8 protein-coding genes are annotated in these 15,864 nt (G+C 41.7%); 4 read left to right on the top strand and 4 right to left on the bottom strand.

What is annotated here, in order from left to right:
- Positions 1 to 36 precede the first annotated feature (36 nt).
- The 4 genes from AAFN64_RS08525 to AAFN64_RS08510 all read left to right on the top strand — a co-directional run bounded on the left by AAFN64_RS08525 (position 37) and on the right by AAFN64_RS08510 (position 2,632).
- Positions 37 to 369 (top strand): ribonuclease Z, encoded by a 333-nt coding sequence (locus tag AAFN64_RS08525; RefSeq protein ID WP_300487039.1) that lies wholly within the window; start codon positions 37 to 39, stop codon positions 367 to 369.
- 15 nt (positions 370 to 384) lie between these two features.
- The gene (locus AAFN64_RS08520) at positions 385 to 1,290 is read left to right on the top strand and encodes a ribonuclease Z (protein WP_300487041.1); all 906 of its coding nucleotides are present in this window, start codon (positions 385 to 387) and stop codon (positions 1,288 to 1,290) included.
- Positions 1,291 to 1,356: 66 nt separating this feature from the next.
- Positions 1,357 to 2,001 carry a pyridoxamine 5'-phosphate oxidase gene (pdxH, locus tag AAFN64_RS08515; protein ID WP_300487043.1) on the top strand — a complete coding sequence of 215 codons (645 nt, stop codon included), beginning with the start codon at positions 1,357 to 1,359 and terminating at the stop codon, positions 1,999 to 2,001.
- 136 nt (positions 2,002 to 2,137) lie between these two features.
- Complete coding sequence (locus tag AAFN64_RS08510; RefSeq protein WP_347760118.1) at positions 2,138 to 2,632, top strand: CAP domain-containing protein; 495 nt, start codon at positions 2,138 to 2,140, stop codon at positions 2,630 to 2,632.
- Positions 2,633 to 2,721: 89 nt separating this feature from the next.
- Here the strand turns inward: AAFN64_RS08510 and AAFN64_RS08505 are convergent, their stop codons facing one another.
- The 4 genes from AAFN64_RS08505 to AAFN64_RS08490 are packed head-to-tail and all read right to left on the bottom strand — an operon-like array spanning position 2,722 to position 15,094.
- Positions 2,722 to 4,641: an OmpA family protein gene (locus AAFN64_RS08505; RefSeq protein WP_347760117.1), complete on the bottom strand. Its 1,920-nt coding sequence runs from the start codon at positions 4,639 to 4,641 to the stop codon at positions 2,722 to 2,724.
- A gap of 11 nt (positions 4,642 to 4,652) precedes the next feature.
- Positions 4,653 to 5,564 (bottom strand): type IX secretion system membrane protein PorP/SprF, encoded by a 912-nt coding sequence (locus AAFN64_RS08500; RefSeq protein WP_300487051.1) that lies wholly within the window; start codon positions 5,562 to 5,564, stop codon positions 4,653 to 4,655.
- Positions 5,565 to 5,606: 42 nt separating this feature from the next.
- Complete coding sequence (locus tag AAFN64_RS08495; RefSeq protein ID WP_347760116.1) at positions 5,607 to 14,579, bottom strand: gliding motility-associated C-terminal domain-containing protein; 8,973 nt, start codon at positions 14,577 to 14,579, stop codon at positions 5,607 to 5,609.
- A 23-nt stretch (positions 14,580 to 14,602) separates the two neighbouring features.
- A complete protein-coding gene (locus tag AAFN64_RS08490; protein WP_347760115.1) occupies positions 14,603 to 15,094 on the bottom strand; it encodes a hypothetical protein in 492 nt (163 codons plus the stop codon).
- Positions 15,095 to 15,864: the final 770 nt, after the last annotated feature.

The raw sequence follows: 15,864 nt of genomic DNA, 5'->3' as shown, positions 1-15,864 counted from the left end.
AATACTGTAAATTAGCATATATATTTAGTATAACGAATGAAAGTAGAAGAGAAAGGTCATACCATTATCATCAAAGATACCGAAGGAAACATCCAGACTTTTCTGGAAAAAGTTACGGATCAACACAATAGTTACAAAAACCACAACCTGGTTTTGGATGTAACTCAGGATGAAAGTGTAACCATAGCCTCGTTAAAATTATGTTCCCCTTTGTCTAAAATCCATAAAAAAGGGAAAAAGTCTTTTGTAATAGTCGCCAATACTATCGATTTTAATAGTGTTCCGGCTTCTCTTTTGGTCGTTCCAACACTGTTGGAAGCGCATGATATGATTGAAATGGAAGAGATCGAACGCGATTTAGGCTTTTAATCCGACCGCAATTTCATGAAATTAACCATATTGGGCTGTTATGCAGCCACACCCCGAACCATTACCAATCCGACCGCGCAGGTTTTAGAAATCCAGAACCGGATGTTTCTGATCGATTGTGGAGAAGGTACACAGGTGCAATTGCGCAAAAATAAAATTCGATTTTCAAGAATTGAGCATATTTTTATTTCTCATTTGCACGGGGATCATTTTTACGGTTTGGTTGGATTAATCTCCACTTTTATGCTCCTAAACCGGGTGGCCGATCTACATGTTTACGGACCAAAAGGAATCAAAGAAGTTATATTGTTACAATTGCGTTTGTCCGGTTCGTTTACCGGCTATAACCTCTATTTCCACGAATTGGAAAGTACCGAAAGTGAAGTGATTTATGAAGACGATAAAGTTTTAGTGCGAACCATTCCGCTAAAACACCGCGTGTATACCAACGGTTATCATTTCCAGGAAAAAGAAAAAGAACGCAAACTCGATATCAATGCCATTTTAAATTATGGGATTGATCAATGTTACTATCAGAAAATTAAAAACGGGGGCGATATCACGTTAGACGATGGTACCGTAATCCCAAATAAAAAAATAACAACCGATCCGGAACCGCCAAAAAGTTATGCCTTTTGTTCCGATACGGTGTACGATGAAACCATCGTTCCACTAATTGATCAAACAACAATACTCTACCACGAAAGTACCTTTCTGGAATCGGAAGCACATCTGGCCGAAAAAACCCTGCATACTACGGCAAAACAGGCGGCTGCTATTGCCCGACTTGCGAACGTAAAACAGCTTTTATTGGGGCATTATTCAACCCGATATGAAAAAATAAGTCTGTTCCGCGAAGAAGCCGAAACGATTTTTCCAAACGTGTTGTTAAGCGACGACGGGAAAGTGTTCGAATTTTAACGGGGATTTTTTAATCCGCATTTTAAAACATCCTAATTTAGCATTGCTAATTATAATACCGATACCATGAGTGATTTAAGCAACTATAGAAAGTCCTACGACAAAGCGGCTTTGGTCGAAACCACTATTCCGGAAGATCCGATCAATCTTTTTCAACGCTGGTTTTATGAAGTGGAAGATTTTGGTGGTATTGAAGAAGTAAATGCGATGACGGTGTCGACGATTGGTTTGGATGGTTTTCCGAAATCGCGTATTGTACTGCTAAAAAAATTCAACGAGGAAGGTTTTATCTTTTTTACCAATTATAATTCTGAAAAAGGAAAGGCGATAACAGCCAATCCACATATTTGTTTGTCATTTTTCTGGCCTACAGCCGAAAGACAGGTGATCATTAAAGGAATTGCTGAAAAAACGTCCGAAACCGTATCCGACAATTATTTTGACAGTCGTCCGGATGGGAGTAAATTAGGCGCTATTGCGTCCGATCAAAGCGATGTTATTCCCTCCCGTGATTATCTGGAACAAAAACTGGCTGATCTTGAAAAAGCCTACGAAGGGAAAGCGATTCCGCGTCCGGAACACTGGGGCGGTTTTCTGGTTCGCCCGGTAGAAGTAGAGTTTTGGCAAGGACGTCCCAACCGACTTCACGATCGTATCCGCTATTCGTTGGAAGCGGATTATCACTGGAAAATAGAGCGTCTTTCTTCTTAAAAATAAGACACTTAGGTCATAAATGTTAATTTTTAAGTCATTTCATCGATTTTTCTTGCGCGTAATCGATATTAAAATACATTTGTAGCATCTTTTCAATGTAAAAGATTGCCCCAGTGTTTAATAGACTTGATTAATGCTTATGAGATTATTGCGTGGCGCATCGATTTTGATGTGCTTTTTGATGATGGCTTCCTGTTCGACAGAAAGTGCCAGTGAGACCCCTGCGGATTATAAAGTAGTAAATAATTTTACGTACAATCAGGAAGAATTACAGATTGAACAGAAAATTAACGATTATCGGATTAGTAAAGGATTAACGCCTTTGGACAAAATCAATCATATTTCGTATTTATCTGAAGGACACGACGAGTATATGATTTCAACTAAAATTGTTGATCATTCCTATTTTAATGAACGGGAACAAAACCTGAAAACTACGCTTGGTGCTAAAAAAGTAGGTGAAAATATTGCCTATGGTTACGAAACCATTTCGTCCACTTTTAATGCCTGGTTAAACAGTGATTTGCACCGGATGAATATTGAAGGTGATTATACCAATTTTGGTGTTGCCGTACGAAAAGACAGCAACGGTACCATGTATATCACCAATATTTTTATCAAAAAATAAAACAAACTGACGCGTACCAAAAATGCAAAAGCATCCTTTTTTAAAGAGGATGCTTTTGTCGTTTAAAGCAATATAATGAAATGAACACTTTACATTTTTATGACGATAAACTCACTGCGTCTGTTTTGCTGATGTTCGGCTTCCGAGCAGGGAACACCATCGGAACAACGGTTTACCAGTTGTGTTTCACCATAACCTTTGGCGGTTAGGCGATTTCGATCAATTCCGTGTTTTACCATATATTCCAGAGTCGATTTAGCTCTTCTGTCGGACAAACGTTCGTTGTATTTATGTGTTTGTCGGCTATCGGTATGCGAGCGAATATCGAGGGTTATCGTTGGATGTTCTTTTAAAACGGTAATCACTTTTTGAAGTTCCACTTCGGCATCCGGACGGATATTCCATTTATCCAGATCGAAATAGATGATTTCGATATCCAGTACTTTAGCCAGATCGATACCCGGTTCGATAGGAATAGCTTTTTTCTCCAGTTCGATGTTTAATGTGGTTTCGCCCGTTTTGGCCGGTATCATCACACTAACTTCCCGTGTCTGATAACCGTCATTTTCGGCTCTGACATAATAGGTTTTATCACAATCGATTGTTTCAAAACGATATAATCCGCCGGAATCGGTTTGGACGGAACCCATAGGTTTCATAGTGGCGTCAAAAAGAGATACTTTGGCGTTGGTCAATGGTAATCCGCTTTCTTTATCGGTGATCATTCCTTTTAAAAGCTGTTCGCAACGGAATTCCTTAACCTTATAAATATCATCAGATCCTTGACCGCCATCCCGATTGGAACTAAAATAACCCATTTGTTTCTCACTGTTCATGATTAGCGCAAAATCGTCTTTCGGACTATTTAACGGACTTCCCAGATTTTCAGGAGTCGAATAACCATCTGTTAGAATTTTGGATTTAAAAATATCCAGTCCGCCAATTCCCAAATGCCCGTCGGAAGCAAAATACAGTTCGTTTTTTTGCGATACAAACGGAAACGTTTCCCTACCGGACGTATTGATCGTTTTTCCCAGATTTTCCGGTTTTCCATAGGTTCCATCGCTGTTGATAGCTACTTTATAAATATCGGAATTTCCAAGACTACCGGGCATATCGGACGAAAAATACAGTATTTTTTCATCAGGACTTAATGCCGGGTGTGCCGTACTGTAGTTGTTACTGTTAAACGGCATTTCGGTTACATTATCCCATTTTCCGTCCGACAATACCGCTTTATAGATTTTCAGTTTTACAATCCGATCGGAACTTTTTCCTTTTTTACCATCGTTGTAATTGTTACGGGTAAAATACATCGTAGTACCGTCTTTTGTAAATACCGGCGTTGCTTCGTGGAAACGGGTATCGATACTCTCCGAAAACTTTTGAGCGGGAGCGAGGTAACCATCATCGGATATCTGAGCCGCATAAAGCTTGGTAAAATACTGATTCGTCCATCGGTGTTTGCGATGAAACACGCCACCGGTATCGCGAGCCGAAGCAAAAACCACTTCGTTATTATAAAATGCCGGACCATAGTCGGAATATTTGGTATTGGTTCCGGAATTTTCCACTTTAAAACGTCCGGAATCTTCGCGTAACTTTTTAGCATAATCCGGATTATTGAGCAATTCACCAGCAGCCGGGTCGTTTGTCTTTTTATAAAAAGTGGCCAGCATTTGATCGGCTTTGTCATATTGTCCTACCGATTTTAAAGCCTGAGAATAACGGAAATAATAGATCGGTTCAATCGTTTTGTTGAATGCAAAGAGTTCACCATACCATTTTTCGGCCTTGTCCAATTCGCCATTGAAATAATAGGCATTTCCAAGATTTTCGAACAGGTTTGCGGACTTATATCCTTTTTCCGCCACTTTTTCGTAAACTTTGATCGCGTCTATATAGGCATAGTGATCGTATTTTTTATCGGCGTTGTTAATCCTGGCTTTTTGAGCGAAGGAAACAGTCGTACCGATAAAAGCGAGCAGAAGTATAACTATTTTTTTCATGATCGTAGCATTTAGAAGAAACGAGGCGTTAACACCCGGTTATAGTTATTGAAAAACTCGAAACGGAGGAAAATCTCATGGGATCCCGAATTGTAATTCGCCAATCGGGTGGTTTCCGCATCATAGGCATAGCCGATAAACCAGGAATCCGATATCTGAAATCCGGCTAGTGCACTTACGGCAGCATCCCAACGATAGGCTACGCCAAGGGTAAGTTTATCACTAATCAGGAAATTTCCGGATACGTCAACCTGTAACGGTGCGCCTTCTACCGCTTTTACCAACAAAGCCGGTTTGAATTTTAATTCACTGCTAAAATCAAACACATGTCCTGCGATAAAATAATAGTGCAGTCGCTCTTTGGTTACCGAAACGGAGTTGTCTTTATAATGCTTGGTTTCCAGAAAATTGGGAACCGACAAACCGAAGTAGGTGTTATCGGAATGGACATAAATACCGGCACCCACATTAGGGCTAAAATCCATATTGAGATTCTGAAACTGCGGATCGCCCTGATGCTGGATATTCAGTTTGTTGATATCCAGACTAAACAGATTGGCCGTTGCTTTTAATCCAAAGGAAACCGTATAATCGTCCGATGCCTGTATGCTATAGGAGACGTCTACCGAGATATTGTTCTCGGTAGCCGGACCTATCTGATCATTAATGAATGACAAGCCTAAACCCACATTCGATTCATTTATAGGTGTATTGATAGACGCGGTAGCCGTAGTTGGCGCTCCGTCTAATCCGACCCATTGCCGTCTGTACATTCCAAAAATACTCATCGCCCCACGCGAACCGGCATAGGCCGGATTGATTGTAATGGTATTGTACATATACTGAGTATATTGTGAGTCCTGTTGCGAATATCCGGTGGTACCCATCAATATCAGTGCGAATAATATAAGATATGTTTTCATGTATCCTTACTTTAAATTGAACTAAGAATAAAGCTATTGCTACTATCGGTTAAGATATAAATAGCCCGTTTTAGTATATTCGGTACCACTTTCGTTTTTATATTTCAAAATATAAAAATAAGTGCCATCGGGTAATTCGGCTCCTTTATTAAAGGTCGCACGTCCTTCCGATACGCCCCGGAATACCCGGGTTGTATTATCGTAACCATCTGTACTGAATACTAATATACCCCATCTGTTGTAAATTTCAACATTGTTTTGTGGATAACAGCTAATTCCGTCTATAAAAAAGACATCATTATAACCATCATCATTTGGCGATACGGCATTATAGACATTTATAGAACAGGCTGGTAGTACAATACATCTGTCGTGTACTTCTATATTGATCTCAAAAATACGCGGACAGTCTCCATTTGAAATGGTATAGCGAACAATATAATTCCCTAATGTGACCTGATTAGGACTAAATATACTGCCTTCTAATGCTGCTCCGGCATTTGTAGTTGACCAAGTGCCATCCTGAGGCGTTCCCTCCGGTAAGATACTAAAAAGATTAACAGGTTCATCCTTAATACAAATCGCTTTTGATACTACTGTAAGCGGATTATTAATCGTAACATTGACAGTTTGTGTATAGGTTTGTGTATTAAAGCAAACATCACTTACGGTCCAGGTACGAATAATACTATAGGATTGCGCGGTTTGATTGGCTGTCGTTTCGTTATATTCAACCGTTACCGTACCGCTACAATTATCGGCAAATGTTGGTTCCGGAACCGGTGGAATATTGGCACAATCGGCATTTACTTCAGTATCAAGTGTTGATGTTAGCGTTGGCGCACTGTCATCTGAAACGGTTATGATCTGGATGCTGTTGGACGTATTGCCACAGGCATCGGTAAAGGTCCAGGTTCTTGTAATTATATAAGAATTCGGACAATTACCTTGAGTTGTTACATCCACACCTTGTACCGTAATGTCTCCGGAACAGCTGTCATTGGCTGTTAGGCTCATCATCGCCGGAACATCACCACCACAAGAAAGTGTTACGTCTGCCGGAGCGGTTGGTGCCACTGGAGCAACGTTATCATTCACATTTATGTTTTGTGATACACTCGATGAATTACCACAGGCATCAGTAAAAGTCCAGGTTCTAACGATAGTATACGAGTTCGGACAGTTACCTTGAGTCGTAACATCGACACCTTGTACCGTGATTTCACCGGAACAGTTATCATTAGCTGTTAAGCTGATCATCGCCGGAACATCACCACCACAAGAAAGAGTTACCTCTGCCGGAGCGGTTGGTGCTACTGGCGCAACGGTATCATTTACATTTATGTTTTGTGATACGCTTGATGAATTACCACAGGCATCAGTAAAGGTCCAGGTTCTTACGATAGTATAGGAATTCGGACAGTTACCCGGAGTCGTTACATCTACACCTTGTACCGTGATTTCACCGGAACAGTTATCATTTGCTGTTAGGCTAATCATCGCCGGAACATCGCCACCACATGAAAGTGTGATATCAGCCGGAGCGGTTGGTGCCGCTGGTGCAACGGTATCATTTACAGTAATGTTTTGTGATACGCTTGATGAATTTCCACAGGCATCGGTAAAGGTCCAGGTTCTAACGATAGTATAGGAATTCGGACAGTTACCTTGAGTAGTAACATCTACACCTTGTACGGTGATTTCGCCTGAACAATTATCATTAGCTGTTAGGCTGATCATCGCCGGAACAGCACTACCGCAGGCTACGGTTATATCAGCCGGAGCGGTTGGTGCCACTGGTGCAACGTTATCATTTACAGTAATGTTTTGTGATACGCTTGATGAATTTCCACAGGCATCGGTAAAGGTCCAGGTTCTAACGATAGTATAGGAATTCGGACAGTTACCCGGAGTCGTTACATCTACACCTTGTACGGTGATTTCGCCTGAACAATTATCATTAGCTATTAAGCTAATCATCGCCGGAACGTCACCACCACAAGAAAGAGTTACGTCTGCCGGAGCGGTTGGAACAACTGGTGGAACATTATCATTTACGTTAATGTTTTGCGATATACTAGATGAATTACCACAAGCATCGGTAAAGGTCCAGGTTCTTACGATAGTATAGGAATTCGGACAGTTACCCGGAGTCGTTACATCTACACCTTGTACAGTGATTTCACCGGAACAGTTATCATTTGCTGTTAGGCTAATCATCGCCGGAACATCGCCACCACATGAAAGTGTGATATCAGCCGGAGCGGTTGGTGCCGCTGGTGCAACGGTATCATTTACAGTAATGTTTTGTGATACGCTTGATGAATTTCCACAGGCATCGGTAAAGGTCCAGGTTCTAACGATAGTATAGGAATTCGGACAGTTACCTTGAGTCGTAACATCTACACCTTGTACGGTGATTTCGCCTGAACAATTATCATTAGCTGTTAAGCTAATCATCGCCGGAACGTCACCACCACAAGAAAGAGTTACGTCTGCCGGAGCGGTTGGAACAACTGGTGGAACATTATCATTTACGTTAATGTTTTGCGATATACTAGATGAATTACCACAAGCATCGGTAAAGGTCCAGGTTCTTACGATAGTATAGGAATTCGGACAGTTACCTTGAGTCGTTACATCTACACCTTGTACCGTGATTTCACCGGAACAGTTATCATTAGCTGTTAAGCTGATCATCGCCGGAACATCACCACCACAAGAAAGTGTGATATCAGCCGGAGCAGTTGGTGCCACTGGTGGAACATTATCATTCACAGTAATGTTTTGCGATACGCTTGATGAATTTCCACAAGCATCGGTAAAGGTCCATGTTCTAACAATAGTATAGGAATTCGGACAGTTACCTTGAGTCGTTACATCTACACCTTGTACCGTGATTTCACCGGAACAGTTATCATTAGCTGTTAAGCTGATCATCGCCGGAACATCACCACCACAAGAAAGTGTGATATCAGCCGGAGCAGTTGGTGCCACTGGTGGAACATTATCATTCACAGTAATGTTTTGCGATACGCTTGATGAATTTCCACAAGCATCGGTAAAGGTCCAGGTTCTTATAATAGTATAGGAATTCGGACAGTTACCTTGAGTTGTAACATCTACACCTTGTACGGTGATTTCGCCTGAACAATTATCATTAGCTATTAAGCTAATCATCGCCGGAACGTCACCACCACAAGAAAGAGTTACGTCTGCCGGAGCGGTTGGAACAACTGGTGGAACATTATCATTTACGTTAATGTTTTGCGATATACTAGATGAATTACCACAAGCATCGGTAAAGGTCCAGGTTCTAACGATAGTATAGGAATTCGGACAGTTACCCGGAGTCGTTACATCTACACCTTGTACAGTGATTTCACCGGAACAGTTATCATTTGCTGTTAGGCTAATCATCGCCGGAACATCGCCACCACATGAAAGTGTGATATCAGCCGGAGCGGTTGGTGCCGCTGGTGCAACGGTATCATTTACAGTAATGTTTTGTGATACGCTTGATGAATTTCCACAGGCATCGGTAAAGGTCCAGGTTCTAACGATAGTATAGGAATTCGGACAGTTACCTTGAGTCGTAACATCTACACCTTGAACGGTGATTTCACCGGAACAATTATCATTAGCTGTCAAGCTAATCATTGCCGGAACGTCACCACCACAAGAAAGCGTAACATCTGCCGGAGCGGTTGGAACAACTGGTGGAACATTATCATTTACGTTAATGTTTTGCGATATACTAGATGAATTACCACAAGCATCGGTAAAGGTCCAGGTTCTAACAATAGTATACGAGTTCGGACAGTTACCTTGAGTCGTAACATCGACACCTTGAACGGTGATTTCACCGGAACAATTATCATTAGCTGTCAAGCTAATCATTGCCGGAACGTCACCACCACAAGAAAGCGTAACATCTGCCGGAGCGGTTGGCACTACCGGTGCTATGGTATCGTTTACAGTAATGTTTTGCGATACACTTGATGAATTACCACAGGCATCGGTAAAGGTCCAGGTTCTTATAATAGTATAGGAATTCGGACAATTACCAGGAGTAGTCACATCTACACCTTGTACAGTGATTTCACCGGAACAATTATCATTAGCTGTTAGGCTAATCATCGCCGGAACATCGCCGCCACAAGAAAGAGTTACGTCTGCCGGAGCGGTTGGTGCCACTGGTGCGATGGTATCATTTACAGTAATGTTTTGCGATACACTTGATGAATTACCACAGGCATCAGTAAACGTCCAGGTTCTAACAATGGTATAGGAGTTCGGACAATTACCCGGAGTGGTTACATCTACACCTTGAACGGTAATCGAACCGGAACAACTATCGGTTGCTGTTAGGCTAATCATCGCCGGAACAGCGCTACCGCAGGCTACGGTTATGGCAGCCGGTGGAGTTGGCACTACTGGAGCAACGTTATCGTTTACAGTAATGTTTTGCGATACACTCGATGAATTACCACAGGCATCGGTAAAGGTCCAGGTTCTAACGATAGTATACGAATTCGGACAGTTACCTTGAGTCGTTACATCGACACCTTGAACGGTAATTTCACCGGAACAATTATCATTAGCTGTTAAGCTGATCATCGCCGGAACATCGCCACCACAAGAAAGTGTGATATCAGCCGGTGGAGTTGGAACTACTGGTGCAACGTTATCATTTACAGTAATGTTTTGCGATACACTTGATGAATTACCACAGGTATCGGTAAAGGTCCAGGTTCTTACAATAGTATAGGAATTCGGACAATTACCTTGAGTCGTTACATCGACACCTTGAACGGTTATGGCACCAGAACAATTATCATTAGCTGTTAGGCTAATCATCGCCGGAACAGCACTTCCACAAGCTACGGTTATAGCAGCCGGTGGAGTTGGCACTACTGGAGCAACGTTATCGTTTACAGTAATGTTTTGCGATACACTTGATGAATTACCACAAGCATCTGTAAACGTCCAGGTTCTTACAATAGTATAAGAATTTGGACAACTACCCGGAGTAGTCACATCTACACCTTGTACCTTGATTTCACCGGAACAGTTATCGGTTGCTGTTAAGCTGATCATCGCCGGAACAGCACTACCACAGGCTACAGTTATAGCTGCCGGTGGAGTTGGTACTACTGGCGCCACGTTATCGTTTACAGTTATGTTTTGTGATACGCTGGATGAATTTCCACAAGCATCGGTAAAGGTCCAGGTTCTTACGATAGTATACGAATTCTGACAATTACCCGGAGTAGTCACATCCAGACCTTGAACGGTAATCGAACCGGAACAACTATCGGTTGCTGTTAGGCTAATCATCGCCGGAACATCACCACCGCAAGAAAGTGTAATATCTGTCGGTGGAGTTGGTACTACTGGCGCTACGTTATCATTTACAGTAATGTTTTGTGATACACTTGATGAATTACCACAGGCATCGGTAAAGGTCCAGGTTCTTACGATAGTATAAGAGTTTGGACAGTTACCCGGAGTGGTTACATCGACACCTTGAACGGTTATTGGACCGGAACAGCTATCATTGGCAGTTAGGCTAATCATCGCCGGAATAGCACTACCGCAGGCTACAGTTATAGCAGCCGGTGGAGTTGGTACTACTGGCGCCACGTTATCGTTTACAGTTATGTTTTGTGATACGCTGGATGAATTTCCACAAGCATCGGTAAAGGTCCAGGTTCTTACGATAGTATACGAATTCTGACAATTACCCGGAGTAGTCACATCCACACCTTGAACGGTTATTGGACCGGAACAGCTATCATTGGCTGTTAAGCTTATCATTGCCGGAACAGCGCTACCGCAGGCTACAGTTATGGCAGCCGGAGCAGTTGGAACAACTGGCGCTACGTTATCGTTTACAGTAATGTTTTGTGATACACTGGATGAATTACCACAGGCATCGGTAAAGGTCCAGGTTCTAACAATAGTATAGGAATTCGGACAGTTACCCGGAGTAGTCACATCCACACCTTGAACGGTTATTGGACCGGAACAGCTATCGGTTGCTGTTAAGCTGATCATCGCCGGAACAGCGCTACCGCAAGCTACAGTTATAGCAGCCGGTGGAGTTGGTGCTACTGGAGCAACGTTATCGTTTACAGTAATGTTTTGTGATACACTAGATGAATTGCCACAGGCATCAGTAAAGGTCCAGGTTCTAACAATGGTATAGGAGTTCGGACAATTTCCCGGAGTGGTTACATCTACACCTTGAACGGTTATGGCACCGGAACAGCTATCATTGGCTGTTAGGCTAATCATTGCCGGAACAGCGCTACCGCAGGCTACGGTTATGGCAGCCGGTGGAGTTGGTGGTACCGGTGGAGTAGTATCTTTTATAGTAATCTGTTGTATAAAATGCTGATTCGCTGCGCAAGCGGTACTAATCGTAAAAGTTCGGGTCACAACCAACGGACAAGTACCGGATTGGGTATCGGCGTAGGTGATGGTATAGTTTAACGATTGGTTTGTTGTGGTTCCGCCCGCGGCTAAAAATTGAGCCAGACTAATGCTAACCGGTGTCGCACTATATACCAGACCAGTTATGGAACCGGTACTACAACCTTCGAGCGTATAGTTGGCCGGAGCTGTAATAACAGGGCTTGTGGCAATACTAATTTTAAAGGTGTAATAGCAATCGGTACTTCCCGGAGGAATGCCATAATAGGTTTGTGTTCCTACAGTAGCCGGAAACGGATTAGAAGCGGTATATTCGACGGTGCCGGAACCAACCGGATAGCTGTTGTAAAAACGGGTTCCCGGAGGAAACGCTCCGCTCACTTGTGACACCGCAATACTACCGGAAGCATTACAAAAATTAAATACAATTTCATCCGGTGTATTCTGACAATGACTGTTTACATAATCCTGCGAATTGATGCTTATTGTCAACGGATCTTTTATAGGTTCGCCCTGACATATTCCAGAAGCCGTATAACCCTGAATAAACGGTTTGGTCGTAACAGCAACCCCTGAAATAGCACCGACACCGTTTATATAACCGTATATCGTTATCGCCGGACTACAGTGCGTATTTTTGAGTATGCTACAATCTTCGGTTGCTTTTAATTTAAATGTAAGTTCACCTAAAACATCCGATGGATTGGCCGGTAACGGAAGTGTTCCGATATTCCAGATAATAGAGCCGTTTGCACCTTGAGATGGGTTAAACGATACGGTATTTGGACTCGGAGCCGGGCTAAATAGGATATTGCCCGAAGCACTACCATTTACGTAACTCGCGGTAAAAGGCACCGGAATTTCTACGGTTGCATTATTGATGGCTTCCGATCCTTCGTTTAAAACTTTTATTTTAAACTCGATTTCCTGTCCCGGTAAAACGGTTAACGGTCCGCTTACAGGATTACCATTTATCGTAGTAACGGACGAAATTCCCTGAGGTTGCGGAACATAGGCGTCGACTGACATGGCTATCGTAAAGATAGAGTAGGTGTCTTGCGTGGTTCCGTACCGGAATTTGGTTGACGTCTGATTGTTTGTGATAACACTGTTTCCCGAATTCGGAATCGTAAACATACTGATATCCAAACCGGTATTGTTCAACAGGTTCGGATTACGGGTGTTGCCACCGGTGAGTATCGATGAATTAAAAAAGTTTGTGGTTGTATTTCCGGAATGATTCAGATCCAGCCAGCTGTTATCGCTTTGTTTTTGGATACTGAAATAATCCCCGCTGATACCACGATCACCTTCACCGGCCATTAAGCCGAGTTTTAGATTAACCGGACCGGTCTGAACGGTGTTAAATCCGGATACCGGTAATTCGAAACTGGTGGTGTTGCTTCCACTCACATAGGCGTGTCCGTCGAAAACGGTTACATCGCGCCATTTCATTTTGGAGTTTTCATAAATCACAATGATTCCCCAACCACCATAATAACCTACAGATCCTCCGTTGCCTTCTACCATCGCAACATCGGCAACGGTGTAATCACCCAATCCGTATTGTTTTACGTAATCGGTTACTTCGGCATAGGCGGAATAAATAAAATCATCGGTGGAATTCGGATAATAAATATCATTGGTATTGGCAGTAACCGGTGTATAACCCGAAGCACCCGGACCCTTTAATAAAACCTCTCTTTTGTTGAAGTTTTTGGTCACGCTAACGGTGCTTGAAATGCTTCCGCTAACGTTGGTATAGGCAAACGAAGTCGACTGGTATTGAGCTGTCGACTGGTTTTGTCGGGAGTCGCGTTCCAAACCGTTTACGGTAAGGGTTATCCCTCCGGATTCGGTATATACGGTAACCGGATCAAAAGTGACCACACGTGTATTTCCGTTATTCGTCACAACCTGATTTGTCGGATTGATCCAGTTTCCGCTGTTAACGCGATAGCGGATGTAAGGTGTGGCATTCTGGAATTCGAATTGAACCGTATTTCCGTTGCCATTAAAATCATAGCGCACATAATAGCTGTTGTTATTCCCCTGACGCGAAACACTCATCGTATATTGCGAATTGGTAATAGCACCATTATGGCCAACGGTCTGATTGCTGTTTACAGGCTGCGGTGCGCCCGGAAAATTTTTAGTTACCGAAAAAGTATCGGGACTGGAACTGCCATTGGAAGCTCGGGCCGACCAATACAGTCCGGCATAAATAATTTTGGAACAGTTAGGAATCGCACCGTTTTCGGTCGAAAAGTTTAGTGTTGCGGAGGATGAATTCAGCGTGTTTGGATCACTGTCTACATCTACATATTGCATATCGTTGTTACTGTTGTTCGTGTTGTCCCCATAATTTACCAGTGTCAGGTTGGTGTTCCCGATCATGGTAAAATCGCCCTGGATATTGTAAATCTTTTTGGTTGGTGAATATTGAGAGGTACGCTGGGTAAACGGAACCCGAACTTGCGAAAACACACCTATGGCTGTTAACATCAAAAAAGAGGTGAGCAATAGTCTGGTGTTTGTCGCCGATATGATACTACTTAATTGGGTAAAGTTTCTCATAATCTGATGACTTTTAGTAAAACTTAACTGGGTATGGATATCGAGTAGATGATTAAATAATCACGACGATTATTTAGAAACAGGCTTTTGATATAATCCGGATTGCATTTAAAATCACAGATTACATAGATGTACTTCAGACTCTTGAATTTTTCAAGTGCTGTTGTATCGATTCTCGCTGCGTCATTGGCACTGAGCTTAAGGGTAAGCATTTCCAATGAACCGATGTTTTCCATCGCGAGCAATTGCCTGAATGAAGCCGCATCAACCTCGGCATAATACAAATTACCCTGCGTTACGTTTTTTTCTTTACCATTAAGGATGTAAAGTTTAGGATGCAATCCTTTTAATAATGATTTTACATAATCATAATCAAAAGCGGAACCTTCTTTTTTACTTCCATATCCATTGTTTGTCATTAAATCTTGGTAGGATATAAAAGTTTGTGAATGTACCGTTTCTACTAAGAGGAATAGCAGAAACAGTACAGCTGCTTTTTGTTTTAAAGCGTTCATAATCAATATATTTAATTAAGTTGGTTTCAAAATAAAAGGCATAAGGATTCCCCGGGCGATAAAACAACTGCGTTCTAACACCTATGGAAAAACGATATGCAAAGTCATGGAACAAATTGCCCGGATAACAAGCAAAAAGTACGTGGCGACTTAATTAAAGTAGGTTGCTATGATTTGGAAATAAAGCATTGCGATAGGTTAGTGGTATCACAATAGTCATGCGAATTGTATGGCGGAACATTGTACTGTATTTTAAGTCGTTGTGGTATTTACTTAAAATAAAAATAATGCTTGACCGTGTTTCAGTGATACTAAATTATTCAAATAAAATCGTGATAAGTTCTTTTCGTAAGGTTTTTCGATAAAACGACTTTTTTTATCCGTGAATTAACATTTTTTTTGTTTTATTTTTCTGAATTCATAGCGAATATGTTGTAATTCATTACAGAATACTGCTCTAATCGGGTGAATAGTGTTGGTCTTTTATACTATTTTTAAGGACTATTTGACTGGTTTTTAGTAGGTCTAGGAAGTAATTACTAGATTTGTTTTGTTGTTGTTTAATAATTACTCTTTTATAAAGTCAACTAACTAAATTATTTAAAAGCAAAAGTGTCCTAAATAGAATACGGGATGCTTTTGTTTTTTTTAGCTTAGGTTTATAGTATTCCTAAATTATTGAAATACTATAGCGTTACTATATTGGAATCCTTTTTTTAGTAAATAAGCTTGTTTGATGCTCAAATTAACATTTTTTTGATACTTCCACA

This window comes from Flavobacterium sp. CAU 1735 (genome assembly GCF_039888695.1).
GTDB lineage: Bacteria > Bacteroidota > Bacteroidia > Flavobacteriales > Flavobacteriaceae > Flavobacterium.
The sequence above is the reverse complement of the archived record's forward strand: the minus strand, read 5'-3'. Positions and strand labels throughout refer to the sequence as shown.

Bases quoted from the DNA above. Each gene is read 5' to 3' on its own strand.
- AAFN64_RS08525 (WP_300487039.1), top strand. From the start codon at position 37: ATGAAAGTAGAAGAGAAAGGTCATACCATTATCATCAAAGATACCGAA.
- AAFN64_RS08520 (WP_300487041.1), top strand. From the start codon at position 385: ATGAAATTAACCATATTGGGCTGTTATGCAGCCACACCCCGAACCATT.
- pdxH (WP_300487043.1), top strand. From the start codon at position 1,357: ATGAGTGATTTAAGCAACTATAGAAAGTCCTACGACAAAGCGGCTTTG.
- AAFN64_RS08510 (WP_347760118.1), top strand. From the start codon at position 2,138: ATGCTTATGAGATTATTGCGTGGCGCATCGATTTTGATGTGCTTTTTG.
- AAFN64_RS08505 (WP_347760117.1), bottom strand. From the start codon at position 4,641: ATGAAAAAAATAGTTATACTTCTGCTCGCTTTTATCGGTACGACTGTT.
- AAFN64_RS08500 (WP_300487051.1), bottom strand. From the start codon at position 5,564: ATGAAAACATATCTTATATTATTCGCACTGATATTGATGGGTACCACC.
- AAFN64_RS08495 (WP_347760116.1), bottom strand. From the start codon at position 14,579: ATGAGAAACTTTACCCAATTAAGTAGTATCATATCGGCGACAAACACC.
- AAFN64_RS08490 (WP_347760115.1), bottom strand. From the start codon at position 15,094: ATGAACGCTTTAAAACAAAAAGCAGCTGTACTGTTTCTGCTATTCCTC.